Raw genomic sequence first — 25,277 nt, 5'->3', positions numbered from 1 at the left:
GGCCCGCGGCCGATCACGGGGTCGGTGCGGCGATCTACAGCGGGTCGTGCGGATCGAGCAGGATGCGGACGGCCTCGCGCTCCTTGCGCGCCGCCCGCACCGACCGCGCGGACTGCAGCGCCCGGGCGAGGTCGCGCCCGGCCGGTCGGGGCACCCGGACCAGGACGCGTTCGGCGCGCTCGGTGCGCTCGTCGGCGCCCGGCAGCCGCGTGCCGGACGGCAGCTCGACCGGGCCGAGCACCTCGGCGCCCTCGGGGAGGCGGGCGGTGTCCAGGAGGTCCCGCAGGGCGTCCGGGTCGCCGTCGAGGGCTGCCATCCGGACGGCGGGCGGCAGGCCCAGCTCGGAGCGCCCCGCCAGCTCCGCGCCCGCGTGCCCGGCCGGGTCCCAGCGCACCAGCGCCTGGACCGCCGGGAGGTTCGACTCCGCGACGACCACCACCCGCCCGCCCGCCGGCCCCGGCCGCACCAGGCCCGCGGCGGAGAACCAGCGGCGGACCGTGTCCTCGGCGGCCCGCAGCTCGGGGCGGGCGAGCAGGGCGGCGCCGTCGAGCAGCAGGGCCGCGCCGTACCCGCCGTCGGCGACCGGCTCCGCCCCCGGGGTGGCGACGACGATCGCGGGCTCGGCCTCCACCGTGTCCAGCATCGTCGCGCCGCCGCCCGAGCTGCGCACCACCGTCTGCGGGAACGCCCGGCCGAGCTCCTCGGCGGTGCGCCCGGAGCCGACGACCGTCGCGCGCACCCGCGGGGACGCGCAGGCCGGGCAGCGGTGGTTCGTCGCGGGCCGCCCGCACCAGCGGCAGGTCGGCGGGGCGGGCGTGTCGTCCGTCCCGGTCCGGCCCGCGGGGATGCCGAGCGGCCCGTGGCAATGCCGGCAGCGGGCCGGTTCCCGGCACTGCGCGCACGCGATCGCCGGGAGGTAGCCGCGCCGCGGGACCTGGACCAGCACGGGCCGGCCCGCCCCCAGCGCCGCGCGGGTGGCCTCGAAGGCGACGGCGGGGACCCGCGCGGCCCGGGCGGTGGGGTCGCGCAGCAGTTGCCGCTCGTCCTCGCCGATCGCGGTGACCCGCGGCGCGCGCTCGCGCACGAGGGTGCGCTCGGCGACGACGGGGTGCGCCCACCCACTGCGCACCAGCACCTCCGCCTCGGCCGTGCGGGTGGCGCCCGCGACCAGCAGCGCCGCCCCGGTGGCGTGGGCGCGGGCCACCAGCACGTCGCGGGTGTGCGGGTAGGGCGCGCGGGGGTCGGCGTGCGAGTCGTCCCCGTCGTCCCAGACGGCGAGCAGCCCCGGGTCCCGGACGGGCGCGAACGCGGCCGCGCGGGTCCCGATGGCCAGCCGCTTCTCCCCGCGCGCGACGGCGAGCCAGCGGCGGTAGCGCTCGGCCGGTCCGAGGTCGGCGGCGAGGGCGGCCACGTGGTCGGCGCCGACGACGGCGAGGCAGGCGGCGAGCAGCCGGTCCAGGTCGCGCCGGTCGGGCACCACGACGACGGCGCCGCGCCCGGCGGCGAGCGCCGCGTGGGCGGCCTCGGCGAGCCGCGTCGCCCAGTCCTCGCCGGGCAGGGCCTGCCACACCCCGTGCGCGGGACGGTGCCCGGCGAGCGCCTCCAGGAAGGCCGGACCGCGGGGGTACGCGGCCCAGCCCGACCCGTCGTCGGGAACGGGGGGCAGCGGCGTGTCCGGCGGTGCGTGCGGCTCCGCCTCGACGCGCGCGTGCCGGGGCGGGACCGCGAGGCGCAGGACGTCGGCCAGGGTGCCGGCGTAGCGGTCGGCGACGGTGCGGCACAGCGCCGCCAGCTCCCCCGAGAGCACCGGTTCGGGCGAGACCACCTTGTCCAGCCAGCCGAGCCGGCCGTCGTGGTCGGTGTGGTCGGAACGGTCGAGGACGAAGCCGTCGACCATCCGCCCGGCGAAGCGCACCCGGACCCGAGCGCCCACCACGGCGGACTCGTCGAGCTGGACGGGGACGCGGTAGTCGAAGGTGCGGTCGAGGTGCGGCAGGGGGACGTCGACCGTGACGGTGGCGATCGAGTCCTGCTCGGCGGGCAGCCGCTCGTTGTGCTTCGGCGGGGTGCGGGCGGGCTTCGCGGGCGGCGCCGAGGGCATGCCGGGCAGCGCCAGCAGCGCCTCGTCGCCCGGTGATCCGCTCACGGCCGCCGGTCTACCAGAGGCCGCCGACGCCGCGGGCGGGAACACGGCGACGGCCCGGCCACCCCGGGCGGGGCGACCGGGCCGTGGGTCGCGGGACGCGTCAGCTGACGATCGACTTCAGCTGGTCGGCGCGGTCGGTGCGCTCCCAGGGCAGGTCGAGGTCGTCACGGCCGAAGTGGCCGTACGCCGCGGTCGGCTGGTAGATGGGGCGCAGCAGCTCGAGGTCGCGCACGATCGCGCCGGGACGCAGGTCGAACACCTCGTGGATGGCCTTCTCGATCGCGGCCGGGTCCACGTTGGCGGTGCCGAACGTCTCGAGGAACACCCCGACGGGCTCGGCCTTGCCGATGGCGTAGGCGAGCTGGACCTCGGCGCGCTTGGCCAGGCCCGCGGCGACGACGTTCTTGGCGACCCAGCGGCCGGCGTACGCGGCCGAGCGGTCGACCTTCGACGGGTCCTTGCCGGAGAAGGCGCCGCCGCCGTGGCGGGCGTAGCCGCCGTAGGTGTCGACGATGATCTTGCGGCCGGTCAGGCCGGCGTCGCCCATGGGGCCGCCGAGCACGAAGCGGCCGGTCGGGTTGATCAGGACGCGCGTGTTCGACGAGTCCAGGTCGATGCCCTCGAGCACCGGCTGGATCACCTTGGAGCGGATGTCGGGGGCGAGCATCTCGTCGAGGTCGATGTCCGCGGCGTGCTGGGTGGACAGGACCACGGTGTCGACGGCGACCGGCTTGTCCCCGTCGTAGGCGATGGTGACCTGGGTCTTGCCGTCGGGACGCAGGTAGGGCAGGACGCCCTCGCGCCGGACGCTGGTCAGCTTGCGCGCGAGCCGGTGGGCGAGCCCGATCGGCAGCGGCATCAGCTCGGGGGTGTCGGCGTCGGCGTAGCCGAACATCAGGCCCTGGTCGCCGGCGCCCTGCTTGGCGATCGCGTCCTCGGAGCCCTCGACGCGGGACTCGTAGCCCTCGTCGACGCCCTGCGCGATGTCGGCGGACTGCGCGCCGATCGAGATGGACACGCCGCAGGTCTCGCCGTCGAAGCCCTTGGCGGACGAGTCGTAGCCGATGTCGAGGATCGTCTTGCGGACGACGTCGACGTAGTTGACCCACGCGTTGGTCGTCACCTCGCCGGCGACGTGCACCTGGCCGGTGGTGACCATCGACTCGACCGCGACGCGGCTCTTCGGGTCCTGCGCCAGCAAGGCGTCCAGAATCCCGTCGGAGATGGCGTCACAGATCTTGTCCGGGTGGCCCTCGGTGACGGACTCGGAAGTGAACAAACGCCTAGCGGGCACAATTTCTCCCTGCCTCGACAGTGGGACCCGGCAACACTAACGGCATCCGGGCGAGCGCACAGGGCCCTGACCGGGCCTCCTGCGCAGCGCGTCACAGTGCGGTTGTGATGTGTGACGAGGTGTGGGAAAGGCATTCGGCGCCATTTCCCGCCACGGTGCGTGACCGTTCGCTCACGCCAGGCGGTCGGCCACCGCGTCCCACACCCGCGCCGCCAGCGCGGCCTTGGAGCCCATGGGCAGCTGCACCGACGACCCGTCGGCGCCGAGGAGCCAGCCCTCGTTGTCCGCGCTCTCGAAGGCATTGTGCCCGGTCCGGCCGCCGACGGCGTTGACGACCAGGAAGTCCGACCCCTTGCGCTCGAGCTTCGCCCGGCCGAACGACAGCACGTCGTTCTCGGCGTCCCCGGTCTCCGCGGCGAACCCCACGACCAGCCGCCCGGGGACCCGCTCGGCCACGAGCTCGGCGAGGATGTCGGGATTGCGTGTGAGACGGATCGCGTCCGGCTCGGTGTCGCCCTTCTTGATCTTGAAACCGGCGACCGACTGCGGCCGGAAATCGGCCACGGCGGCGGCCATCACCACCACGTCGGCGCCCTTCCCGGCGTCCAGGACCGCGGTGCGCATCTCCTCGGTGGTGCCGACGCGGACCACCTCGACGGCGGCCGGCGGGTCGAGGGCCGCGGTGGAGCCGGCCACGAGCGTCACGTGCGCCCCGCGCTGCGCGGCGACGCGGGCGAGGGCGTAGCCCTGCCGCCCGGACGAGCGGTTGCCCAGCGTGCGCACCGGGTCGAGCGGCTCGGCGGTGCCGCCGGCGGACACGACGACGCGGCGACCCTGCAGGTCGCGCGGCAGGGCGTCCGGCGCCTCGAGCAGCAGGCGGGCGAACTCCGCGATCTCGGCGGGTTCGGGGAGGCGGCCGGGCCCGGAGTCGGCGCCGGTGAGCCGGCCGGAGGCAGGCTCGAGGACGACGGTGCCGCGGCGGCGGAGGGTGGCGACGTTGTCGGTCGTCGCCGGGTGGTCCCACATCTCGGTGTGCATCGCCGGGGCGGCGAGGACCGGACATCGGGCCGTCAGCAGCGTCGAGGTCAGCAGGTCGTCCGCGCGGCCGGCGGCCATCCGCGCCAGCAGGTCGGCGGTGGCGGGCGCGCAGACGACCAGGTCGGCGCGACGCCCGAGCGCGACGTGGGTGACGTCGGGGACGTGCTCGAAGACCCCGGAGAGCACCTCGCGCCCGGACAGCGCCTCGAAGGTGGCCGTCCCGACGAACTCCAGGGCGTTCGGGGTGGCCACCACCTGCACGGCGTGGCCGGCCTCGCGCAGCCGCCGGAGCAGCTCGCAGGCCTTGTAGGCGGCGATGCCGCCGGCCACCCCGAGGACGATCTCAGCCATGGCGGCCGGATGCCCGATCCGCGCCCGGGACTACTCGCCCTCGGTGTGCTCGAGCAGGTGCGAGTGGATCTCGCGCATCGCGATCGACAGCGGCTTCTCGCGCGGACCCGGCTCCACCAGCGGGCCGACGTACTCGAGCAGGCCCTCGCCCAGCTGGGCGTAGTAGTCGTTGATCTGCCGCGCGCGCTTGGCCGCGTAGATCACCAGCGCGTACTTCGAGCTGACCGTCTCCAGCAGCTCGTCGATCGGCGGGTTGGTGATGCCCTCGGGCACGTCGTGGAAGCCACCGGTGACGCGACTGGTGGTGATGCTCATTCACTGGCTCCTGCGGATCGAGGTCCGACGGCTCCCGCGCGGGTGTCTCCGCAGGCAGGGGCGTCGGAGGGATGGGCCAAGTCTACCAAGCGCCGTGCGGTCTCCCGGACGTCGTGGTTCACGAGCCCGACGTCGAACTCCCGGCGGGCGTCCAGCTCGATCCGCGCGGTGGCGAGCCGGCGGTCGATCACGTCCTGCGGTTCGGTGCCGCGGCCGGTGAGGCGGTCCACCAGGACCTCCCACGACGGCGGCTCGAGGAACACCAGCAGCGCGTCCGGCCGCCGCGCGCGCACCGCCCGCGCCCCGGCGAGGTCGAGCTCGAGCAGCACCGGTTCGCCGGCCGCGAGGTGCTCCTCGACCGGCCCGGCGGGGGTACCCGACCGGTGCAGGCCCCGGTGGATCGAGGCCCACTCCAGCAGGGCGCCGTCGGCGACCATGCGGTCGAAGTCGGCGTCGGTGACGAAGTGGTACTCGCGCCCGTCGACCTCGCCGGGACGGGCCGCCCGGGTGGTCGCCGAGACGCTGAACCACAGCGGGGCGTCCGCCCGGCGCAGCTCGGCCACGACCGTGCTCTTGCCGACCCCGGACGGCCCGGCGAGGACGAGCAGACGTCCCCGCCCGCCCGTCGCTCCCGCGTCCGGGTTCACTCCCCGTCGAACTCCGCGAGCAGCGCCTTGCGCTGCCGCTCGCCGAGGCCGCGCAGGCGCCGGCTCGGCGCGATCTCGAGCCGCTCCATGATCTGCTGCGCCCGGACCTTGCCGACGCCCGGGAGCGCCTCGAGCAACGCCGAGACCTTCATCTTGCCGAGCACCTCGTCGGAGTCGGCCTGCTCGAGCACGTCACCGAGGCTGGTGCCGCCGCGCTTGAGCCGCTCCTTGAGCTCCGCCCGGGCGCGGCGGGCAGCGGCGGCCTTCTCCAGCGCGGCCGCCCGCTGCTCCTCGGTCAGCTCGGGAAGTGCCACGGTCTCCTCCGATATCAGGTTCTGTGATGGTCGTCGGGGGTCCGCCCTGCACAGCGGACCCGCCGTCGCTGGCGAACGTACCGTCTGGGGTGCGAGTCCACAGTGCTCGGGTGTCCGGCGTGTGAACGGCGTCGCGCCCCGGCCGCCGGCGCGTGCGCGGCCCCGGTGGTGCCCGGTGCCCGCCGCCGGTGGCCGCTACGCGCCGATCGGTCCGGCGGGCAGCGCCAGGGCGCGCAGGGAGCCGTTCAGCGCCCGACACGCGTCGCGCAGCGCCTCCGGGTCGGGGCCCACGGACAGGACCTCCCGCGAACTGGACGGGACGACGGGTCCGGACCCGTCGCCGAACGCGCGGGCCAGGTCGTCCGGCGTGGCGCCCTGGGCGCCCAGGCCCGGGACGAGCACCGGGGCGCCGAGACCGGCGAGGTCGAGCCCGTGGGCCCGGCCGGTGGTGCCCGCGGTGGCCCCCACGACGACGCCGGCCACGCCGACGCCCCGGGCCCGGTTCGCCGCCGCGCACGCGTCGACGACGCCCTGGGCCACCTCGCGCATGCCGGGCGAGGCGGGGTCGGAGAGCGGGGTCCACGACTGGGCGGACTGCACCGCGGGCGCCTCGGGGTTGGAGGTGCGGGCGAGGACGAGGACCCCGCGGCCGGTCTCCGCCGCCAGGTCGATCGCCGGGACGAGCGATCCCACGCCGAGGTACGGCGAGAGCGTGACCGCGTCCGCGGCGAGCGGGGAGGTGTCGGCCAGCCACGCCCGGGCGTAGGCGGTCATCGTCGAGCCGATGTCGCCGCGCTTCGCGTCCGCCACCGTGAGCAGGCCCGCGTCCCGGGCGTCGGCGAGGACCCGCTCCAGGGCGCGCACCCCCCCGCTGCCGTGCACCTCGAACAGCGCCACCTGCGGCTTGACGAGCGCGACGTGCCCGGCCAGGGCGGCGACCGCCTCCCGGCCGAAGCGCTCCACCCCGGCCGCGTCGTCCTCGTGGCCCCACCGGGCGAGCAGGCCGGGGTGCGGGTCGATGCCCACGCACAGCGGGCCGTGGGCGGCGACGGCGGCGGTCAGGCGGTCGACGAAGGCGCCCCGGGCCGGGCCCGGGACGCTCATGTCCGCCCCGTCGCTGCGCTCGCCCCGCTCATGTCCGCCCCGTCGCTGCGCTCGCCCCGCTCACGCGGTCTCCGACGCGCGCGCCTTCGCCAGCCGCTCGTGCAGCACCTGCAGCGGGGTGACCGTGATCTCGCCGCGGATCACCGCCTCGATGCCCTGCACGGCCGCGGACGCGCCCTGCACCGTCGTCACGCACGGGATCCCGACGTTCAGGGCGGCCGCGCGGATCTCGTAGCCGTCGATGCGGGGACCGGAGTGCCCGACGGGGGTGTTGATGATCAGGTCGACCTCCCCCGCCGCGATCGTGTCGACGACGTTGTCCGGGCCCTCGAAGTGCTTGCGCACCACCTGGCAGGCGATGCCGTTGCGCTCCAGGACGCTGGCGGTGCCCGCGGTCGCGAGGATCTCGAAGCCGAGGTCGGCGAGCCGCTTGACCGGGAAGATCAGCGCCCGCTTGTCGCGGTTGGCCACCGACACGAACACCCGGCCCGACGTCGGCAGGGGGCCGGACGCGGCCGCCTGCGCCTTCGCGAACGCCGTCGAGAAGGCCACGTCGATGCCCATCACCTCGCCGGTGGACTTCATCTCCGGGCCGAGCAGCGAGTCCACCCCGCGGCCGTCCGGGCGGCGGAAGCGGTGGAAGGGCAGCACGGCCTCCTTGACCGCCACCGGGTGGTGCGCGGGCAGGTGGCCGCCGTCCCCGGCGGCGGGCAGGACGCCCTCGGCGCGCAGCTGGGAGATCGTCGACCCGAGCATCACCCGCGAGGCGGCGCTCGCGAGCGGCACGCCGGTCGCCTTGGAGACGAACGGCACCGTCCGGCTCGCGCGCGGGTTGGCCTCCAGGACGTAGAGGACCTCGTCCTTGAGCGCGTACTGGACGTTCATCAGCCCGAGGACGCCCAGCCGGCGGGCCAGCGCGACCGTCGAGGCCCGCACGACCTCGAGGTCGGAGAGGCCCAGCGTGATCGGCGGCAGCGTGCACGAGGAGTCCCCGGAGTGCACGCCGGCCTCCTCGATGTGCTCCATGACCCCGCCGAGGTAGACCTCGCCGGTGACGTCGCAGAGCGCGTCGACGTCGATCTCGATGGCGTCGTCGAGGAAGCGGTCGACCAGCACCGGGTGGTCCGGGGTCACCTCGGTCGCCCGGGCGATGTAGTCCGCGAGGGTCTCGTCGTCGTAGACGATCTCCATCCCGCGGCCGCCGAGCACGTACGAGGGCCGGACGAGGACCGGGTAGCCGATCTGGGCGGCGATCGCGCGGGCGCCGTCGAAGCTCGTCGCGGTGCCGTAGGGCGGGGCCGGCAGGCCCGCGTCGTCGAGCACGTGGCCGAACGCGCCGCGCTCCTCGGCGAGGTCGATCGCGGCGGGCGGGGTGCCCACGATCGGCACGCCCGCGGTCTCGAGGGCGGCCGCGAGCTTGAGCGGGGTCTGCCCGCCCAGCTGCACGACCACGCCGGCCAGGCCCGCGGTCCACCGGCCGTCGGGGAGCCGGCGGGCGTCGCCGCCGCCGGACGCGCGCTCGGAGTGCACCACCTCGAGCACGTCCTCCTCGGTGAGGGGCTCGAAGTAGAGGCGGTCGGCGGTGTCGTAGTCGGTGGAGACGGTCTCCGGGTTGCAGTTGAGCATGACCGTCTCGAACCCGGCGGCGCGCAGGCTGGTCGCCGCGTGCACGCACGAGTAGTCGAACTCGATGCCCTGTCCGATGCGGTTCGGCCCGGACCCCAGGATGACGACCTTGGGCCGCTCGGTCTGCGCGGTGACCTCGGACTCGGCCGCGGGGTCGGACTCGTAGGCCGAGTAGTGGTACGGCGTGCGGGCCTCGAACTCGGCCGCGCAGGTGTCCACGGTCTTGTAGACCGGGCGCACCCCGAGGCGGTGGCGCAGCGCGCGCACGCCCGCCTCGCCGGCGAGCTCGGGGCGGACCGTCGCGATCTGCAGGTCGGACAGGCCCGCGCGCTTGGCGCGGCGCAGCAGCCCGGCGTCGAGCACCGGGGCCTCCGCGATCTCGCGGCGCAGCGCGACGATGCCCTCGATCTGCTCGACGAACCACGGGTCGATCCCGGAGGCGTCGCTGACCTCGGCGACCGTCGCGCCGAGCCGGAGCGCGCGCTCGACGGCGTAGAGACGGCCGTCGCGGGGCAGTGCGGCCTGCTTGAGCGCGTCGTCCTTGGACAGGCCCAGCGGGTCGGGGCGCGTCCCGAAGCTCGCGTCCGAGGTCTCGGTGGAGCGCAGGGCCTTGTTCAGCGCCTCGGGGAAGCTCCGGCCGAGCGCCATCGCCTCGCCGACCGACTTCATCGTCGTGGTGAGCGTGGGGTCGGCGCCGGGGAACTTCTCGAAGGCGAACCGCGGCACCTTGACCACGACGTAGTCCAGCGTGGGCTCGAAGCTCGCCGGGGTCTCGCCGGTGATGTCGTTGGTGATCTCGTCCAGGGTGTAGCCGACCGCCAGGCGCGCCGCGATCTTCGCGATCGGGAACCCGGTGGCCTTGGAGGCCAGCGCGCTCGAGCGCGACACGCGCGGGTTCATCTCGATGACGACGAGGCGCCCGGTGGCGGGCTCGACCGCGAACTGGATGTTGCAGCCGCCGGTCTCGACGCCGACCTCGCGCAGCACCGCGATACCGGTGTCGCGCATGACCTGGTACTCGCGGTCGGTGAGCGTCATCGCCGGGGCGACGGTCACCGAGTCCCCGGTGTGCACGCCCATCGGGTCGACGTTCTCGATCGAGCAGATCACGACGACGTTGTCCCGGCCGTCGCGCATCAGCTCGAGCTCGTACTCCTTCCAGCCGAGCACCGACTCCTCGATGAGCACCTCGTGCACCGGGCTGGCGGCCAGCCCCGTGCCGGCCAGGCGCTCGAGCTCGTCGTCGGTGTAGGCCAGGCCCGAGCCGAGGCCGCCCATGGTGAAGCTCGGCCGGATCACCACGGGGAGGCCGACCTCGGCGACCGTGGCCCGGACCTCCGCCATCGAGTGGCAGACCTCGGAGCGCGGGACGTCGCCGCCGATCGAGCGGACGATCTCCTTGAACTTCAGGCGGTCCTCGCCGCGCTGGATGGCCTCGACGTCGGCGCCGATCAGCTCGACGCCGTAGCGCTCCAGCACCCCGGCGTCGTGGAGGGCGATCGCGGTGTTCAGCGCGGTCTGCCCGCCGAGGGTCGCGAGCAGTGCGTCCGGGCGCTCGGCCTCGATGACCTTCGTGACGTGCTCGACGTCGATCGGCTCGACGTAGGTGGCGTCGGCGTACTCCGGGTCGGTCATGATCGTCGCCGGGTTGGAGTTCACGAGCGAGACCCGGAGGCCCTCCTCGCGCAGCACCCGGCACGCCTGCGTGCCCGAGTAGTCGAACTCGCAGGCCTGGCCGATCACGATCGGGCCCGAGCCGATGACCAGGACGTGGTGGATGTCCTCACGGCGCGGCATCTGTCAGCGCCCTCCCATCAGTGCTGTTCCATGAGCGCTGCGAAGCGGTCGAACAGATCCGCGGCGTCGTGCGGGCCGGCGGCGGCCTCCGGGTGGTACTGCACGGAGAACGCGGGGACCGAGGCGCAGGTCACGCCCTCGACGACGTCGTCGTTCGGACAGCCGTGCGAGAGGTGGACCCGACCGAAGGGCGAGTCGACGTGCTCGCCGGGCGTGCCGGCCAGCGCGAACCCGTGGTTCTGGCTGGTGATGGCCACGGTCCCGGTCGTGTGGTCGACCACCGGGACGTTGATGCCGCGGTGGCCGTAGCGCAGCTTGAAGGTGCCCATCCCCAGTGCGCGCCCGAGGATCTGGTTGCCGAAGCAGATCCCGAACAGCGGCACGCCGCGCTCGAGCACCTGCCGGGTCAGCGCCACGGCGTGCTCGGCCGTCGCCGGGTCGCCGGGGCCGTTGGATAGGAACACCCCGTCGGGTGAGCCGTCCAGCAGCTCGTCCAGCGTGGTGGTGCTGGGCAGGACGCGGGTCTCGATGCCGCGCTGCGCCAGCATCCGCGGGGTGTTGGCCTTGATGCCGAGGTCCAGGGCGGCCACGGAGAACCGCCGGGTGCCCTCGGCGCCCACGACGTAGGGCTCGGCGGTGGTGACCGCGCCCGCGAGGTCGGCGCCGGCCATCGGCGGGCTGTCGCGGACCGCGTCCAGCATCTCGCGCTCCCCCGCGAGCGCGTCGCCGGAGAACAGCCCGGCGCGCATCGAGCCGTGCTCGCGCAGCCGCCGGGTCACCGCGCGGGTGTCCACGCCCGCCAGGCCGACGACGCCCTGGGCCTCGAGCTCCTCGGCCAAGCCGCGCCGCGAGCGCCAGTTCGACGGCGTCCGGGTCGGGTCGCGGACCACGTAGCCCGCGACGTGGATGCGCGCGGACTCGTCGTCCTCGTCGTTCCAGCCGGTGTTGCCGATGTGCGGCGCGGTCGCGACGACGATCTGGCGGTGGTAGCTGGGGTCGGTCAGGGTCTCCTGGTAGCCGGTCATCCCCGTGGTGAACACGGCCTCGCCCAGGGTGCGGCCCCGTGCCCCGAAGGACTCGCCGCGATGCACGGTGCCGTCCTCGAGGACCAGCAGCGCTTCAGTACTCACACTCCGACCTTTCCGTCCCGCGCGGTCCATCGTCCTCGCAGCATCGTGTGGATCACCGAGGCGGGTAGTTCCATGCCCTCGTACGGGGTGTTGTCGGCGATGCTCGCCAGCTCGGCCCCGCGCACCGTCCAGCGGGCGTCGGGGTCGACCAGGACGAGGTTGGCCGGTTCTCCCGCCGCGAGCGGGCGTCCCTGGTCGGCCAGCCCCGCGATCGCGGCCGGGACCTCGCTGCAGACCCGCGCCACGCCGCGCCAGTCGAGCAGCCCCGTCGCGACCATGGTGCTCGCGACCACCGACAGCGCCGTCTGGAGGCCCAGCATGCCCGGACGGGCCTGGGGCCACTCGCAATCCTTCGCCTCGACGGCGTGCGGCGCATGGTCGGTCGCGACACAGTCGACGACCCCGTCCGCGAGCGCCCGGCGCAGCGCCAGGGTGTCCGCCTCGGGGCGCAGCGGCGGGTTCACCTTGTGCACCGGGTCGTAGTCCTCGGCCGCGGTGTCGGTGAGCAGCAGGTGGTGGGGGGTCACCTCCGCGCTGACCCTCGCCCCGGTGCCCGGCAGCAGCGTCTCCCGGGCCCAGCGCAGGACCGCCACCGAACCCGCCGTCGAGAGGTGGCAGACGTGCAGCCGGGCCCCGGCCGCGGCGGCCAGCATGGCGTCGCGGGCGACGATCGACTCCTCCGCGCTCGCCGGCCAGCCGGTGAGGCCGAGCCGCGCCGCGACCGGGCCCTCGTGGGCCTGGGCGCCGACCGTGAGCCGGTGGTCCTCGGCGTGCTGCGCGACGACCGCGTCCAGCGACCGCGCGTACTCCAGGGCGCGGCGCATGATCAGCGGGTCGTTCACGCACCGGCCGTCGTCGGAGAACATCCGCACGCCGGCCGCGGAGGCCGCCATCATCCCCATCTCGGCGAGCCGCTCCCCGCCGAGCCCGACGGTGACCGCGCCGACCGGGTGCACGTCGACCAGCCCGACCTCGCGCCCACGACGCCACACGTGCTCGACGACGACGGGCGAGTCCTGGGTGGGGTTCGTGTTCGGCATCGCGAACACCGCGGTGTAGCCCCCGAGCGCGGCCGCGGCCGAGCCGGTGGCGACCGTCTCGGCCTCCTCCCCGCCCGGTTCGCGCAGGTGGGTGTGCAGGTCGACCAGGCCCGGCAGGGCGATCAGACCGTCGCCGTCGACGACCTCGTCGGGGTCGTCGAGCCGCGCGACCAGACGGCCGTCGTCGTCCACGGCCAGGTCCGTCGGGTCCTCGCCGTAGGGGCGCACGTTCCGGATCAGGGTGGTCATCGGGAGTCCTCCCCGGCCAGCAGGTGGTAGAGCACGGCCATCCGCACGTGCACCCCGGCGGTGACCTGTTCGGCGATCGCGGCACGGTCGGAGTCGGCCACCGAGCTCGCGATCTCCATGCCGCGCACGGCGGGCCCCGGGTGCAGCACGACCGTGTGGTCGGGCAGGGTGTCGGCGCGGCGCTGGGACAGCCCGAAGCGCACCGCGTACTCGCGGGCGCTCGGGAAGAACCCGCCGTGCATGCGCTCGGCCTGGACCCGCAGCATCATCACCGCGTCCGGGCCGGTCGCGAGGTGCGCGTCGAGGTCGTGGGTGACCGTGACCGGCCACGCCTCGACGCCGGTGGGCAGCAACGTCGGCGGCGCGACGAGCGTGACCTCGGCGCCCAGGGTCGCGAGCAGGTGGGCGTTGGAGCGGGCGACCCGGCTGTGCAGGACGTCCCCGACGACCGCCACCCGCCGCCCGGTCAGGTCGGCCCCGAGCCGGCGGCGCAGCGTGGCCGCGTCCAGCAGCGCCTGCGTCGGGTGCTCGTGGGTCCCGTCGCCGGCGTTCACCACGGCCACGTGGCCGTCGGTGTGGGAGTGGCCCACGCGGTCCAGCCACCCCGCGATGCGGTGCGGGGCCCCGGAGGCCGGGTGCCGCACGACGATCGCGTCCGCGCCGGCCGCGGCCAGGGTGGCGGCGGTGTCGCGCAGGGACTCGCCCTTGCCGACGCTGGACCCGCTCGCGGAGACGTTGATGGTGTCCGCGCTCATCCACTTGCCGGCGACCTCGAACGACACCCGGGTGCGGGTGGAGTTCTCGTAGAACAGGGTCACGACGGTGCGTCCGCGCAGCGTGGGCAGCTTGCGCACGGCGCGGCCGGTCAGCGCCTGCTCCATGCTCGCGGCCGTGTCCAGCAGCGCCTCCGCCTGCTCGCGGCGCAGCCCCTCCGTGGACAGCAGGTGGCGCAGGCCGATCGACTCGTCGTCGCTCATCGGATCGCCACCCCGTCGACGCCGTCGGACTCGACGAGGCTCACGACGACGTCCTCCGCGCGGTTGGTCGGGACGTTCTTGCCGACGTAGTCGGCGCGGATCGGCAGCTCGCGGTGGCCGCGGTCGACCAGGACGGCGAGCTGCACCGCGCGCGGCCGGCCGTGGTCGCGCAGGGCGTCGAGCGCCGCGCGGACGGTGCGCCCGGACATCAGGACGTCGTCGACCAGCACCACCGTGACGTCGTCGACGCCGTCCGCCGGGATGTCGGTCTCGGCGAGCGGCCGGGTGGGCTGGCGCCGGAGGTCGTCGCGGTAGAGCGTCGGGTCGAGGGTGCCGACCGCCACCGTGGTGTCCGGGTCGATCGCCGCGATGCGCCCGGCGAGCCGGTGCGCCAGGTGGATGCCGCGGGTGGGGAGTCCGAGGAGCACGACGGGTGCTCCGGAGTCCGCGGTCTTCTCGAGGATCTCGTGGGCGATCCGCGCGACGGTGCGGGCGATGTCGGCCGACGAGAGCAGCTCGCGCTCACCCTCGGCGTTCGACGCACCGTTCGGTACGGGACCGCCCCGGCGCCGCGTGGGCACTCGGGGACCTCCTTCTCCGCCTCGCGGGACGGCTCTTGAAGGACGTCGGTCGTGGTCGTGGACGACACTATCAGCCACGTTCTGCGACCGATCGCGTCGCCCGCGGTCCCGATGACCCCCGGCCGCAGGCGCTGCGTCGCCGGTCGATCACGGGCGGCGTTCGGTGGCGCGCGAGCGGAACCACCCGGTCGGAACGGCGTGCCGCGGGACACACCGGACGGACACTCCGAGCGCCCCGGCTTGACCTCGTGATCGCCGAGGGCGCATCATCACTCTCCGTATCGACTTCAGCATGGCGTCGTCGGGGCAGTGCGAAGCGCTCGGCGCGAGGGAACGGGGTGCCGCCACATGGGCGACTACGCGAAGGCGCTGGGCGCCAAGCTCCGGGGGATCCGGCAGCAGCAGGGCCTGTCGCTGCACGGGGTCGAGCAGAAGTCCGGCGGACGGTGGAAGGCCGTCGTCGTCGGTTCCTACGAGCGCGGTGACCGCGCGGTGACGGTGCAGAAGCTCGCCGAGCTGGCGGACTTCTACGGCGTCCCGGTGGCCGAGCTGCTGCCGGAGGGCCGGATCCCGTCGGGCTCCGAGCCGGCCGCCAAGATCGTCATCAACCTGGAGCGGCTGCAGCAGCTGCCGGCCGACAAGGCCGGGCCGCTCGCGCGCTACGCCGCGGCCATCCAGAGCCAGCGCGGCGACTACAACGGCAAGGTCCTCTCGATCCGCAACGAGGACCTCCGCTCGCTCGCGATCATCTACGACATGACGCCGGGCGACCTGTCCGAGCAGCTGGTCGAGTGGGGCGTGCTGCCGCCCGAGGCGCGGCTGTCCCGCGAGGACTGAGCCTCCGGACTCGAGCGAAGGGCCCCTCCGGTCGATCTACTCGACCGGAGGGGCCCTTCGCTCATTCCGGGGTCGGGTCGGAGTCCGCATCGGGCTCGGCCGGCTCCGCGTCCGGCGGGAGCTCGACGCGCTCGCGGGCCGGGGCCGCCACCGGCACCCGCTCCCCCGCGGCCAACGCGGCGAGGACGCCGTTGACGAAGCGCGGCGAGTCGTCGGTGGAGAGCTCGCGGGCCAGCTGGATCGCCTCGTCGATGGCCACGGCGTCGTCCACGTCGTCGGTGAACAGGATCTCGAACGCGCCGATCCGCAGCACCGCCCGGTCGACCGCCGCCATCCGCTCCACGGACCACCCGCGCGCCAGCTCGCCGAGCGCGGCGTCGATGTGGTCACGGTGCGACACGACGCCCTCGACCAGGGTCGCCGCGAAGTCGGACACCGGTGGCGCGTCCGACCCGGCGACGCGGCGACGCAGCACGTCGATCGGGTCCTCGGCGCGGGCCTCGGACTCGAAGAGGATGTCCAGCGCCCGTTTCCGCGCCTTCGACCGCGACCCGCGCCGGGCCAGTTGAGCCACTAGTTCGACACGCGGCCGAGGTAGCGGCCGTCCCGGGTGTCGACCTTGACGACGGTGCCGGTCTCCAGGAACAGCGGGACCTGGATCTCCGCGCCGGTGGACACCGTGGCGGGCTTGGTGCCGCCGGTGGAGCGGTCGCCCTGCAGGCCCGGGTCGGTGTGCGTGATCTCCAGCTCCACCGAGGAGGGCAGCTCGATGAACAGCGGCACGCCGTCGTTGAAGGAGACCTGCACCTCCTGGTTCTCCAGCAGGAAGCGCGAGCCGTCGCCGACCGTGCCGGACGGGACCGGGATCTGCTCGTAGTCGCTCGCGTCCATGAAGACGAAGTCGTCGCCGTCGCGGTAGAGGAACGTCATGTCGCGACGGTCCACGTTGGCGGTCTCCACCTTGGTGCCCGCGTTGAACGTCTTGTCGACGACCTTGCCGGTCATGACGTTCTTCAGCGTCGTCCGGACGAAGGCGCCGCCCTTGCCCGGCTTGACGTGCTGGAACTCGGTGACGGACCAGAGGTTGCCGTCGATCCGCAGCACCATGCCGTTCTTCAGGTCGTTCGTCGTCGCCACTGCCGCGTCGTCTCCTGCGCTCGTGATGGTCGGGTCCGGGGCACCCGGTGGTCGACCGTCAACCCAGGACCACGAGGTCCCGCGTCGAGGCGGTCAGCGGGTCGGCGCCGGATTCGGTGACGACCAGCGTGTCCTCGATCCGCACACCGCCGCGCCCGGGGAGGTAGACGCCCGGCTCGACGGTGACCGTCATGCCCGCGTCCAGGGTAGCGGTCGCCGTCGCGGACATCGCCGGAGCCTCGTGGATGACGAGGCCCACCCCGTGCCCGACCGGGTGCACGAAGTGCTCCCCGTAGCCGGCCTCGGTGATGACGGCCCGGGCGGCGGCGTCGATCTCGCTGGTCGCGACGCCGGGTCGCAGGGCCGCGCGCCCGGCGGCCGCGGCGGCGTCGACCAGGGCGTAGATCTCCTCCTGCCACGGCGACGGCGGGCCGAGCAGCACGGTGCGGGTCATGTCCGAGTGGTAGCCGTCGACGAGCGCGCCGAAGTCCATCGTCACCAGGTCGCCCGCGGCGAGCGGCGCGTCCGACGGCCGGTGGTGCGGGATCGCGGAGTTGGCGCCGGCCGCGACGATCGTCTCGAAGCTCGGGCCGGTGGCCCCGGCCGCGACCATGCGCTCCTCCAACTCGCGGGCGACCTCCCGCTCGGAGCGCCCGGGCGCGAGGACGCCGTCCGCGACGGCCCCGGCCAGCGCCGCGTCCGCCGCCGCGCAGGCCAGGCGCAGCGCGTCGATCTCGGCCGCGTCCTTGACCGCCCGCAGCCGTTCGACGAGCCCCGGGGCGCGCACGAGCTCGACCGCCCCGGCGGCCTGCGCCAGCGCGTCGTGCGCGTCCACGGTGACCTGGGCGGAGTCGAACCCGACCCGACCCGCCGTCGTGATCGCGAGCAGTTCCGGGGCGCACCGCCGCTCGACGAGCAGGCGGAGCTCCGGGGCCTCCGCCCCGGCCTGCGTGGTGTAGCGGCCGTCGGTCGCGAGCACCGTGCCCTCCTCGCCGCGGGCGTCGAGCAGCACCGCGGCGTTGGAGCCGGTGAACCCGGTCAGGTAGCGGACGTTCACCAGGTCGGTGACCAGCAGCGCGTCCAGCCCGGCCTCGGCCAGCAGCGCCCGCAGGGCCGCACGACGGCGGGCCCCGACCGGGTGCGGGCGGGGGCGGGGCACGGCGTGCGGCGCGGTCACCGACCCGAGGGTAGTGAAGGCGGGTGACCCAGGGCACCGTACGGTGACCGTCGTGCGACCGCTGAATCCCTGGGTGCTGCGCGCACTGGTCATGACGCTGCTCCACGGCGTGGCGCAGACGGCGTTCGTCGCGCTCTCGTCGCGGTTCGTGTCGCTGTCGCTGCTCTGGACGCTGCTGCTGCTGGGCGGGCTGCTGCTCCTCGGGCTCGTCTGGGGCGGCGCCGAGGTGATCGCCGACCGGATGCCGCCGGAGTGGACGTGGCTCAAGGCCTCCCTCGCCGCCGGACCGGCCGCGGGGCTGCTCTCCTGGATCCTGCTCGGCCTGTTCGTCGACGCCACCGGGGTCGAGGACCTCGGGGCGGCGCTGGTCGGGCGGGCGTCGTTCACGGTCCTGCTGATCCTCGGGTCGGTCTCGCTCGGTGCGCGCTTCGGTTGGATGTCGCTGCGCCGGGCCGACGACCCGCGGGCCGACCAGGACCCGGGCGCCGACGTCGACCTCCCGGCCGAGGACGCGCCCGACTCCCCGTCCACGGCCGCCGGCGAGGCCTCCGGGCCCCCGGTGCTGCCGGAGTCGACCACCGAGAAGGTGGCCTCGCGACGGGCCCAGCGTGCGCGCCGGCGAGGCGAGCCGGTACCGGCCGCGGCCGCCTCGGCCCCGTCGGCCCCGGACCGGCAGCAACGCGGTGCCGACGAGCCCACTCGGCTCCCGTTCGGGACCGGCCCGTTCGCCGAGCGCTCGGGGACCTACTCCCCCGTGGTCGCCGTGCTGCCGCCGGTGACGCCGCTGCCCGAGGGTGTCGGGTCGTCGGCCGCCGACGACGAGCCGGCCGAGGAGGCGGACCGCCGCCCGGGTCGGCGCCGGTTCGGGCTCAAGCGTCCCGACGGCGAGTGACCCGGCGGGTCACCGCAGGGCCCGCAGCACCGCCGCCAGCGGCGGCCAGGAGCTGCGTCCCCGGCGTGTGACCGGTCGGCAGCGCAGGCGCACGGGCGGGTCCGGCAGGTCCAGCACGCGGACCCCGGGGCGCACCGGCCGGTCGTGCGGGAGCAGCCCGACCCCGAGGCCCGCGACCACGAGGTCGTCCACCAGGTCCAGGCTGTCCGCCTCGTGGGTCAGGCGCGGCTCGAAGCCCGCGACCGAGCCCAGCAGTCGCAACACGTCCTCGTCCGCGCTGTTGCGGGAGTTTCCGATCCAGTCCCGGTCGGCGTAGGCGGCGAGCACCTCGGCCGAGGTGGACGCGGTCGCCGCCGCCGGCACCGGGCCGTCGTCGGGGACGCCCAGCCCCCAGCGGGCCTCCCAGAGCACCTCGCCGACGGCCGCGGACGGCGGGATCGGGACCGCGGAGGGCGCGAGGTCGAACGCGTAGACCAGGGCGAGATCGACGGCGTCCGCCTCGAGCAGGCCGAGGGCCTCGGTGGGCTCGTGCTCGCGGAAGGTCAGCCGGACCCCCGGGTGCGTGGTGGCGAACTCCGCGACGACCGGCATCAGGGACCGGCGGATCGCGGTGGCGAAGCCCGCCACCCGGACGGTCCCGGCGGGTTCGGCGGCGGGGTCCAGGTCGTCGACGGCGGCGTCGATCGCGGCGAGGAGGTCGATGCCGTGGTCGGCCAGGCGCCGCCCGGCGGGGGTGAGCCGGACCCGGCGGCCGTCGGGCTCGACGAGGGTGGCGCCGACCTCGCGGGCCAGCGCCGCGATCTGCTGCGAGACCACCGAGGTGGAGGTGCCGGTCACGTCCGCGACCGCGCGCATCGATCCGAGCCGGGCGAGATCGACGAGGTAGGGCAGCCGACGGGTGTCCACCGTCGTGATTCTACGAACGGATCGTCCGCGATTGTCACGTGGACGCGGACGGCTGCCGGGGCGTTCACTCCGGAGCCGTGACCACTCCCAGCGCCCGCAGCGGCGCCCTGCTCGCCCTCGGGGCCATGTCCTGCGTGCAGCTGGGGCTCGCGGCGTCCGTCGGCCTGCTCCAGGTCCTCCCGCCGGCCGGCGTCGCGGCGCTGCGCCTGGTGTGGGCCGGGCTGCTGCTGCTCGTGATCGTCCGGCCGCGGCCGTCGTCGTTCACGCGCTCCTCCTTCGGCGCGGCGGTCGGCCTCGGGGTGGTGACGGCGGGCCTGACGATGCTGTTCATGGCGGCGGTGGCCCGTATCCCGCTGGGGACGGCGTCGGCGATCGAGTTCCTGGGGCCGCTCGGGGTGGCGGTCCTGCGGGGCCGGCGCGGCGCGCTGGCGTGGCCGGTCCTCGCGGGCGCCGGGGTGGTCCTGCTGACCGAGCCGTGGCACGGCGGCGCGGACCTCGTCGGCGTCGGGTTCGCGCTGGCGGCCGCCGGGTGCTGGGCGGGTTACATCCTGCTGACCCAGCGGGTCGGCGACAGCGTCACCGGGCTGCAGGGCCTGGCGGTGTCGATGCCGGTGGCGGGCCTGGTCTCGGCGGCAGCGGCCGGGCTGCTCGTGCCCGACCTCACCGCCGTGCTGACGTGGCCGGTGGCGCTCACCGGGCTCGGCCTCGCCCTCCTGCTGCCGGTGGTGCCGTTCACGCTGGAGATGCTCGCACTCCGCAGGCTCGCCGCGGGGGCCTTCGGGACGCTGATGGCCCTGGAGCCGGCGATCGCCCTGCTCGTCGGCGCCGTGGTGCTGGGGCAGCTGCCGACGTGGGTCGCCGTCGTCGGGATCGTGCTCGTGGTGACGGCCGGGATCGGCGCGGCGCGGAGCGGGGACCGCGGTCCGGACCGGCCGGCCGAGGCCCGCGAGCCGTCCCCGGTCTGACGGGCCGGCCCGCCGGTCAGCCGTTCAGCCGCCCGAGCCCACGGCGGCGACGACGTCGTCGACGCGTTCGGCGAGGGCGATGTCGAGCTCGGTGACCACCTGCATGCTCTCGGTGCGGGCGCGCAGCGTCACCGACCCCGGCGTGCGGGCCACGACCCGGGTCCGGTGCGCCAGCTCGTGCTCCACGTCGCGGACCCGCGCCAGGACCAGGTCCAGCCGCTCGGAGGGCAGTTCGATGGTGCGCTCGATGCCGGTGACGTCGCCGCTCCAGTCGGTCAGCCGGGTGAGCGCCCGCGCGACGGCGTCCGCGTCGACCGGCTGCGGCCGGCCCTCGCTGCCGGCGTCGGCCGCGTCCGGCGGGAGGGCGGGACCACCGGTGGGTCGCAGGTCGTCGGGCAGGACCCCGGCCACGCGCCCGCCGAGGTCCGGGTCCTCGGCCGCGAGCTGCTCGACGACGGCGGAGAGCACGTAGCGGGCACGCTCGGGCGACCACCCGGTCCGCCGCGCCACGGTCTCGACGAGGGCGCCCGGCTCGCCCCGCCCGGGCTCCGCGTCGAGCCCGGCCTCGTGCGTCAGCAGCGTCGGGAGGGCGCCGGCGAGGGCGTCACGGTCGTCGGCGGGCAGCACCTCGGCCAGGGTCGCGAGGGTGGCCGTGGTGCCCTCGCGGGCGTCGTCGGTGCGCTCGAGCCCGGCCCGGGTGGCCACGCCGCTGAGGAACTCCTGGTGTCGCATGGGCCGACCTACCCGTTCGCGGGCCGCCGTCACGCCCCGGGATCGGCGTAGACGGCGCCGATCGCCCGCTCCGGTGCCGGCGTCCCGTCCGGGCCGAGGCGGAACCGCACCACCCGGGCTTCGTCGCGGAGCGGGACCACCAGCAGGCCGCCCGGCCGCACCGCCCCGACCCAGGGGGCCGGGACCTCCGCCGAGACCGAGACGAAGGCGACGAGCCGGTCGACGGGCTCCCCGGTCGGCACGGCCCGGAGCCCGTCGCCGACGCTCACCGCGACGTTCGTCCGGCCGTCACGGGCGAGCAGGTCGCGGGCCCGCTCGGCGGTGACCGGGTCGAGCTCGACGGAGTGCACGTGGCCGTCCGGGCCGACGGCGCGCGACAGCACCGCGGCCGCGAAGCCCGACCCGGTGCCGACCTCGAGGACCCGGCCGCCCTGCGGCACGTCGAGCAGCCGCAGCATCGCGAGCACCACGTCGGGTGGGGTGCACCGGTCGGCGCCCGCCCCGCGCTGGTAGTGCTGCGGGTCGGTGCGGGCGTGCGCGCCCGCGACGTCCGCGCGCGGGCGCACCGTCTCAGGCGGCGAGCGCCGCGTAGGCGCCGGCGAGCTCCTCGGGCGACGGCCCCTCGAGCCGGCCGGGGCGGGCGAGCCCGTCGAGCACGACGAACCGCAGGGTCGCCCCGCGGCTCTTCTTGTCGACCTTCATGTGCTCGACCAGCTCCGGCAGCGCGTCCGCCGCGTAGGTCGTCGGCAGGCCGACCGACCCCAGGACCGCGCGGTGACGCTCGGCGGTGGCGTCGTCGAGGCGCCCGGCGCGGCGCGCCAGCTCGGCGACGAACACCAGCCCGACGCTCACCGCCTCGCCGTGTCGCCACCGGTAGTCCTCCCGGCGCTCCACCGCGTGCCCGAGGGTGTGCCCGTAGTTGAGGATCTCCCGCAGGTGCGACTCGCGCAGGTCCGCGGCCACCACCTCGGCCTTCACGCGGACCGACCGGGTGACCAGCTCCGCGAGCACGTCGCCGCCGGGGTCGACGGCCGCCGCCGGGTCGGCCTCCACGAGCTCGAGGATGCGGGGGTCGGCGATGAACCCGGTCTTGACCACCTCGGCCATCCCGGCGGCGATCTCCCCCGCGCCCACGGTGCGCAGGCTGTCCAGGTCGGCGACGACGGCGGCCGGCTCGTGGAAGGCCCCGACGAGGTTCTTCCCGGCGCCGGTGTTGATGCCGGTCTTCCCGCCGACGGCCGCGTCGACCATCGCGAGCAGCGTCGTCGGGACGTGGAGGATCCGCACCCCGCGCATCCAGCCCGCGGCGACGAACCCGGCGAGGTCGGTGGCCGCCCCGCCGCCCACCGCGACGACGGCGTCCGAACGGGTCAGCCCGATCCGGCCGAGCACCTCCCAGCAGAACCCGGCGGTCGCGAGGTTCTTGCCGTCCTCCGAGCCGGGCAGCTCGACGCGGTGCACGTCGACACCCGCCGCCTCCAGCCCCGCCGCGACGTCGAGGGCGACGCGGTCCACGGCCGGTTGGTGCAGGACCGCGACCCGCGCGGCGCCGGCGAGCGCCCCGCCGTCGCGGACCATGCCGGCCACGGCGTCGGTAACCCCCCGACCGATGACGACGTCGTAGGGGCTCCCGGAGGCCACGTGGACGATCTCGGTCTCAGCCACGGCGGACCACCTCCGGGCCGACGAGCGCGTGGACGGCGTCGGCGACGGCCTCCGGCGCCAGGTCGTCGGTGGCCACCTCGTGGGTCGCGACGGCGCGGTAGACCGGCAGCCGCTCGGCGAGCAGCGCGGCGAACGTGGCCCGGGGGTTGACGCCCGCCAGGAGCGGCCGCGCGGTGGACAGGCCGGTGCGGCGGACCCCCGCGGCGAGCCCCACCGAGAGCAGCACCACGGGGTGGCCGGCGAGCGCCTGCTGCGTGGCCTCGGCCAGGACCGCTCCCCCGCCGAGGGCGAGCACGCCGTCGTGGGCGGCCAGGGCCTCCGCCACGGTCTCCTGCTCCAGCGCCCGGAACACCGGCTCGCCGTCGGTGGTGAAGATGTCCGCGATGACCCGGCCGGCGCGGGACTCGACGAGGGCGTCCGTGTCGGCGAACGCGACCCCCCACCGGTGCGCGAGCAGGTGACCGACGGTGGACTTGCCGGCGCCGGGCGGCCCGACCAGGACGACGGCGGGGCTCATGGCTCCACGACCCGCAGCGGGTCGATGCCGGCCCGGTAGGCGGCGGCGTTGCGGGCGGTCTCGGCCAGCGAGTCGCCGCCGAACTTCTCCAGGGCGGCGTCGGCGAGCACCAGGGCGACCAGGGCCTCGGCGACGACGCCGGCGGCCGGGACGGCGCACACGTCGGAGCGCTGGTGGTGCGCGGTCGCGGCCTCGCCGGTGGCCAGGTCGACGGTGCGCAGCGCCCGCGGCACGGTGGAGATCGGCTTCATCGCCACCCGCGCGCGCAACGGCTCGCCGTTGGTCATGCCGCCCTCGATGCCGCCCGCGCGGTTCGTCGCCCGGTCGATGCCGGCGGTGTCGGCCCGGTCGATCTCGTCGTGCGCGGCCGAGCCCCGGCGCCGGGCGGTGGTGAACCCGTCGCCGATCTCGACGCCCTTCATGGCCTGGATGCCCATGAGCGCGGCGGCCAGCCGGGCGTCCAGGCGGCGGTCGGCCTGCACGTAGGAGCCCAGGCCCACCGGCAGCCCGTGCGCGACGACCTCGACGACCCCGCCGAGGGTGTCGCCGTCCTCCTTGGCCGCGTCGACCTCGGCCACCATCCGCTCCGTGGATGCCTCGTCGACCGCCCGCGTCGGGGAGGCGTCGATGCGCTCGCCGTCGCCGGGGAGCGGGATCGTGTCCGGGGTCGCGTCCGCGGTGCCCAGCGACACCACGTGGGAGAGCACCTCCACGCCGAGCGCCTGCGCCAGGAAGGCCTTCGCGACCGCGCCGAGCGCGACCTTCGCCGCGGTCTCGCGCGCCGAGGCCCGCTCCAGCACCGGCCGGGCCTCGTCGAAGCCGTACTTCGTCATCCCCGCCAGGTCCGCGTGCCCGGGGCGGGGGCGCGTGAGCGGGGCGTTGCGGGCGCGACCCTCGATGAGCTCGGGGTCCACGGGGTCGGCGGCCATGACCGTCTCCCACTTGGGCCACTCGCTGTTGCCGATGCGCAGCGCCACCGGGCCGCCCTGGGTCAGCCCGTGCCGGACCCCGCCGAGGATCTCCAGCTCGTCCGCCTCGAAGTTCATGCGAGCCCCGCGGCCGTAGCCGAGGCGGCGCCGCGCGAGCTCCGCCGTGATCTCCTTCGACGACACCGACACCCCGGCGACCATGCCCTCGAGCACCGCCATCAGGGCCGGACCGTGCGACTCACCCGCCGTCAACCACCGCAACACGCGTGCCATCGTTCCATGCCTCCGGGTGGTCGCTCAGTGCACGGCCAGCAGGACGACCCAGGTCACCCCGAGCAGCGGCGGCCCCAGCGGCAGCGACCGCCGGCGCAGCAGCAGGGCGACCCCCGCCAGGACGACGGCGGCGGCCACGGGCACGAGCGCGACCGCCCACCAGCCGGCCGCCGCCAGCGGTGCCCCGAGGGCGGCCGCGAGCTTGACGTCGCCCCCGCCCGTCGACCCCGGCGCGAGCACCGCCACCGCCGCGTGCACGCCGCCCAGGGCCACCGTCCCCGCGACCCCGGCGAGCACCGCCGCGCCGCCGAGCGGCACCAGGGCCGCCCAGCCGAGCGGGATCGCGGGCAGGGTCACCACGTCGGGCAGGCGGCCCGCCACGAGGTCGGTCGCCACGCCCGCGACCGCCACGACCGACACCACGAGCAGCACGGGCACCGCGGCCGGCGCGAGCCGGCCGAGCACCCCCGCCGTCGCCACCGCCGCCCACGCCAGGCCCACCCCGGCCTCGCACCAGCCCGCGGCGACGGGCACCGCCCGCCGCCCGCCCTCGAGACCCCGGCGCACGCCCGCCCCGACCACGGCCCCGACACCGAGGGGCGCGAGGACCCCGAGCACCACGGCCAGCCACATCGTCA

General features: G+C 75.6%; 25 protein-coding genes. 3 read left to right on the top strand and 22 right to left on the bottom strand.

All coding sequences use genetic code 11. The features are described from left to right. Nucleotides 1–34 precede the first annotated feature (34 nt). From WCD74_RS20700 to pyrR, 12 genes are all read right to left on the bottom strand, one after another. Entirely contained in the window at nucleotides 35–2,146 is a 2,112-nt protein-coding gene (locus WCD74_RS20700) for a primosomal protein N' (protein WP_444876347.1), read from the bottom strand. Nucleotides 2,147–2,246: 100 nt separating this feature from the next. Then, nucleotides 2,247–3,425 carry a methionine adenosyltransferase gene (gene metK / locus WCD74_RS20695; RefSeq protein WP_337696763.1) on the bottom strand — a complete coding sequence of 393 codons (1,179 nt, stop codon included), beginning with the start codon at nucleotides 3,423–3,425 and terminating at the stop codon, nucleotides 2,247–2,249. A 186-nt stretch (nucleotides 3,426–3,611) separates the two neighbouring features. Beyond that, nucleotides 3,612–4,829, bottom strand: a complete 1,218-nt coding sequence (coaBC, locus tag WCD74_RS20690) for a bifunctional phosphopantothenoylcysteine decarboxylase/phosphopantothenate--cysteine ligase CoaBC (protein WP_337696762.1) — start codon at nucleotides 4,827–4,829, stop codon at nucleotides 3,612–3,614. 30 nt (nucleotides 4,830–4,859) lie between these two features. Continuing rightward, on the bottom strand, nucleotides 4,860–5,144 hold the full coding sequence (gene rpoZ, locus WCD74_RS20685) for a DNA-directed RNA polymerase subunit omega (protein WP_179793234.1): 285 nt from the start codon (nucleotides 5,142–5,144) through the stop codon (nucleotides 4,860–4,862). Further along, entirely contained in the window at nucleotides 5,141–5,791 is a 651-nt protein-coding gene (gmk, locus tag WCD74_RS20680; RefSeq protein ID WP_337696761.1) for a guanylate kinase, read from the bottom strand. Before gmk ends, rpoZ begins: the two co-directional genes overlap by 4 nt. Beyond that, a complete protein-coding gene (gene mihF, locus WCD74_RS20675) occupies nucleotides 5,788–6,105 on the bottom strand; it encodes an integration host factor, actinobacterial type (protein ID WP_337696760.1) in 318 nt (105 codons plus the stop codon). Before mihF ends, gmk begins: the two co-directional genes overlap by 4 nt. 195 nt (nucleotides 6,106–6,300) lie before the next feature. Beyond that, entirely contained in the window at nucleotides 6,301–7,209 is a 909-nt protein-coding gene (pyrF, locus tag WCD74_RS20670) for an orotidine-5'-phosphate decarboxylase (RefSeq protein WP_337696759.1), read from the bottom strand. A gap of 60 nt (nucleotides 7,210–7,269) precedes the next feature. Continuing rightward, complete coding sequence (gene carB / locus WCD74_RS20665; RefSeq protein WP_337696758.1) at nucleotides 7,270–10,632, bottom strand: carbamoyl-phosphate synthase large subunit; 3,363 nt, start codon at nucleotides 10,630–10,632, stop codon at nucleotides 7,270–7,272. Between the two features lie 17 nt (nucleotides 10,633–10,649). Further along, nucleotides 10,650–11,792, bottom strand: a complete 1,143-nt coding sequence (carA, locus tag WCD74_RS20660; protein ID WP_337696757.1) for a glutamine-hydrolyzing carbamoyl-phosphate synthase small subunit — start codon at nucleotides 11,790–11,792, stop codon at nucleotides 10,650–10,652. After that, nucleotides 11,759–13,051, bottom strand: coding sequence for a dihydroorotase (locus tag WCD74_RS20655; RefSeq protein ID WP_337696756.1), 1,293 nt, complete (start codon nucleotides 13,049–13,051; stop codon nucleotides 11,759–11,761). Before WCD74_RS20655 ends, carA begins: the two co-directional genes overlap by 34 nt. After that, the gene (locus WCD74_RS20650; protein ID WP_337696826.1) at nucleotides 13,048–14,004 is read right to left on the bottom strand and encodes an aspartate carbamoyltransferase catalytic subunit; all 957 of its coding nucleotides are present in this window, start codon (nucleotides 14,002–14,004) and stop codon (nucleotides 13,048–13,050) included. The genes WCD74_RS20655 and WCD74_RS20650 overlap by 4 nt, the downstream gene beginning before the upstream one ends. A gap of 20 nt (nucleotides 14,005–14,024) precedes the next feature. Next, nucleotides 14,025–14,609, bottom strand: a complete 585-nt coding sequence (gene pyrR, locus WCD74_RS20645; RefSeq protein WP_337696755.1) for a bifunctional pyr operon transcriptional regulator/uracil phosphoribosyltransferase PyrR — start codon at nucleotides 14,607–14,609, stop codon at nucleotides 14,025–14,027. A gap of 348 nt (nucleotides 14,610–14,957) precedes the next feature. Between pyrR and bldD the strand changes: the two genes are divergently transcribed. Continuing rightward, nucleotides 14,958–15,446 carry a transcriptional regulator BldD gene (gene bldD, locus WCD74_RS20640; RefSeq protein ID WP_230752171.1) on the top strand — a complete coding sequence of 163 codons (489 nt, stop codon included), beginning with the start codon at nucleotides 14,958–14,960 and terminating at the stop codon, nucleotides 15,444–15,446. Between the two features lie 61 nt (nucleotides 15,447–15,507). On the opposite strand, the gene nusB is transcribed toward bldD, so the two are convergent. From nusB to WCD74_RS20625, 3 genes are read right to left on the bottom strand one after another with little or no spacing between them, the layout of a single operon-like run. Beyond that, nucleotides 15,508–16,011 (bottom strand): transcription antitermination factor NusB, encoded by a 504-nt coding sequence (gene nusB, locus WCD74_RS20635; RefSeq protein WP_337696825.1) that lies wholly within the window; start codon nucleotides 16,009–16,011, stop codon nucleotides 15,508–15,510. Between the two features lie 8 nt (nucleotides 16,012–16,019). After that, nucleotides 16,020–16,583, bottom strand: coding sequence for an elongation factor P (efp, locus tag WCD74_RS20630; protein WP_337696754.1), 564 nt, complete (start codon nucleotides 16,581–16,583; stop codon nucleotides 16,020–16,022). Nucleotides 16,584–16,641: 58 nt separating this feature from the next. Next, complete coding sequence (locus tag WCD74_RS20625) at nucleotides 16,642–17,760, bottom strand: aminopeptidase P family protein (RefSeq protein WP_337696753.1); 1,119 nt, start codon at nucleotides 17,758–17,760, stop codon at nucleotides 16,642–16,644. A gap of 52 nt (nucleotides 17,761–17,812) precedes the next feature. On the opposite strand from WCD74_RS20625, the gene WCD74_RS20620 reads away from it, so the two are divergent. Then, nucleotides 17,813–18,652 carry a hypothetical protein gene (locus tag WCD74_RS20620; RefSeq protein WP_337696752.1) on the top strand — a complete coding sequence of 280 codons (840 nt, stop codon included), beginning with the start codon at nucleotides 17,813–17,815 and terminating at the stop codon, nucleotides 18,650–18,652. A 9-nt stretch (nucleotides 18,653–18,661) separates the two neighbouring features. Here WCD74_RS20620 and WCD74_RS20615 read toward each other — a convergent pair whose 3' ends face one another. Continuing rightward, a complete protein-coding gene (locus WCD74_RS20615; protein ID WP_337696751.1) occupies nucleotides 18,662–19,558 on the bottom strand; it encodes a LysR family transcriptional regulator in 897 nt (298 codons plus the stop codon). Between the two features lie 77 nt (nucleotides 19,559–19,635). Between WCD74_RS20615 and WCD74_RS20610 the strand changes: the two genes are divergently transcribed. Further along, nucleotides 19,636–20,523, top strand: coding sequence for an EamA family transporter (locus WCD74_RS20610; RefSeq protein WP_337696750.1), 888 nt, complete (start codon nucleotides 19,636–19,638; stop codon nucleotides 20,521–20,523). 24 nt (nucleotides 20,524–20,547) lie between these two features. Here the strand turns inward: WCD74_RS20610 and WCD74_RS20605 are convergent, their stop codons facing one another. Genes WCD74_RS20605 through WCD74_RS20580 form a run of 6 tightly spaced genes read right to left on the bottom strand, consistent with a single transcriptional unit; the run spans nucleotide 20,548 to nucleotide 25,272 of the window. Further along, the gene (locus WCD74_RS20605; RefSeq protein ID WP_337696749.1) at nucleotides 20,548–21,255 is read right to left on the bottom strand and encodes a DUF2267 domain-containing protein; all 708 of its coding nucleotides are present in this window, start codon (nucleotides 21,253–21,255) and stop codon (nucleotides 20,548–20,550) included. A 29-nt stretch (nucleotides 21,256–21,284) separates the two neighbouring features. After that, entirely contained in the window at nucleotides 21,285–21,821 is a 537-nt protein-coding gene (locus WCD74_RS20600) for a protein-L-isoaspartate O-methyltransferase family protein (protein ID WP_337696748.1), read from the bottom strand. A 4-nt stretch (nucleotides 21,822–21,825) separates the two neighbouring features. Continuing rightward, nucleotides 21,826–22,920 carry a 3-dehydroquinate synthase gene (aroB, locus tag WCD74_RS20595; protein WP_337696747.1) on the bottom strand — a complete coding sequence of 365 codons (1,095 nt, stop codon included), beginning with the start codon at nucleotides 22,918–22,920 and terminating at the stop codon, nucleotides 21,826–21,828. Further along, nucleotides 22,913–23,437 carry a shikimate kinase gene (locus WCD74_RS20590; RefSeq protein WP_337696746.1) on the bottom strand — a complete coding sequence of 175 codons (525 nt, stop codon included), beginning with the start codon at nucleotides 23,435–23,437 and terminating at the stop codon, nucleotides 22,913–22,915. The genes aroB and WCD74_RS20590 overlap by 8 nt, the downstream gene beginning before the upstream one ends. Beyond that, the gene (gene aroC, locus WCD74_RS20585) at nucleotides 23,434–24,639 is read right to left on the bottom strand and encodes a chorismate synthase (RefSeq protein WP_337696745.1); all 1,206 of its coding nucleotides are present in this window, start codon (nucleotides 24,637–24,639) and stop codon (nucleotides 23,434–23,436) included. Before aroC ends, WCD74_RS20590 begins: the two co-directional genes overlap by 4 nt. Nucleotides 24,640–24,663: 24 nt before the next feature. Beyond that, nucleotides 24,664–25,272 carry a prepilin peptidase gene (locus WCD74_RS20580; RefSeq protein ID WP_337696824.1) on the bottom strand — a complete coding sequence of 203 codons (609 nt, stop codon included), beginning with the start codon at nucleotides 25,270–25,272 and terminating at the stop codon, nucleotides 24,664–24,666. Nucleotides 25,273–25,277: the final 5 nt, after the last annotated feature.

Origin of the sequence: Actinomycetospora aurantiaca, from assembly GCF_037401875.1 — a bacterium.
Lineage (GTDB): Bacteria > Actinomycetota > Actinomycetes > Mycobacteriales > Pseudonocardiaceae > Actinomycetospora > Actinomycetospora aurantiaca.
The sequence above is the reverse complement of the archived record's forward strand: the minus strand, read 5'-3'. Positions and strand labels throughout refer to the sequence as shown.

What these genes read in the sequence shown, in the direction of transcription:
- coaBC (WP_337696762.1), bottom strand. Translation starts at nt 4,829, where the DNA reads ATGGCTGAGATCGTCCTCGGGGTGGCCGGCGGCATCGCCGCCTACAAG.
- rpoZ (WP_179793234.1), bottom strand. Translation starts at nt 5,144, where the DNA reads ATGAGCATCACCACCAGTCGCGTCACCGGTGGCTTCCACGACGTGCCC.
- WCD74_RS20605 (WP_337696749.1), bottom strand. Translation starts at nt 21,255, where the DNA reads ATGCGACACCAGGAGTTCCTCAGCGGCGTGGCCACCCGGGCCGGGCTC.
- carB (WP_337696758.1), bottom strand. Translation starts at nt 10,632, where the DNA reads ATGCCGCGCCGTGAGGACATCCACCACGTCCTGGTCATCGGCTCGGGC.
- carA (WP_337696757.1), bottom strand. Translation starts at nt 11,792, where the DNA reads ATGGACCGCGCGGGACGGAAAGGTCGGAGTGTGAGTACTGAAGCGCTG.
- aroC (WP_337696745.1), bottom strand. Translation starts at nt 24,639, where the DNA reads ATGGCACGCGTGTTGCGGTGGTTGACGGCGGGTGAGTCGCACGGTCCG.
- WCD74_RS20590 (WP_337696746.1), bottom strand. Translation starts at nt 23,437, where the DNA reads ATGAGCCCCGCCGTCGTCCTGGTCGGGCCGCCCGGCGCCGGCAAGTCC.
- WCD74_RS20655 (WP_337696756.1), bottom strand. Translation starts at nt 13,051, where the DNA reads ATGACCACCCTGATCCGGAACGTGCGCCCCTACGGCGAGGACCCGACG.
- bldD (WP_230752171.1), top strand. Translation starts at nt 14,958, where the DNA reads ATGGGCGACTACGCGAAGGCGCTGGGCGCCAAGCTCCGGGGGATCCGG.
- pyrF (WP_337696759.1), bottom strand. Translation starts at nt 7,209, where the DNA reads ATGAGCGTCCCGGGCCCGGCCCGGGGCGCCTTCGTCGACCGCCTGACC.
- WCD74_RS20580 (WP_337696824.1), bottom strand. Translation starts at nt 25,272, where the DNA reads ATGTGGCTGGCCGTGGTGCTCGGGGTCCTCGCGCCCCTCGGTGTCGGG.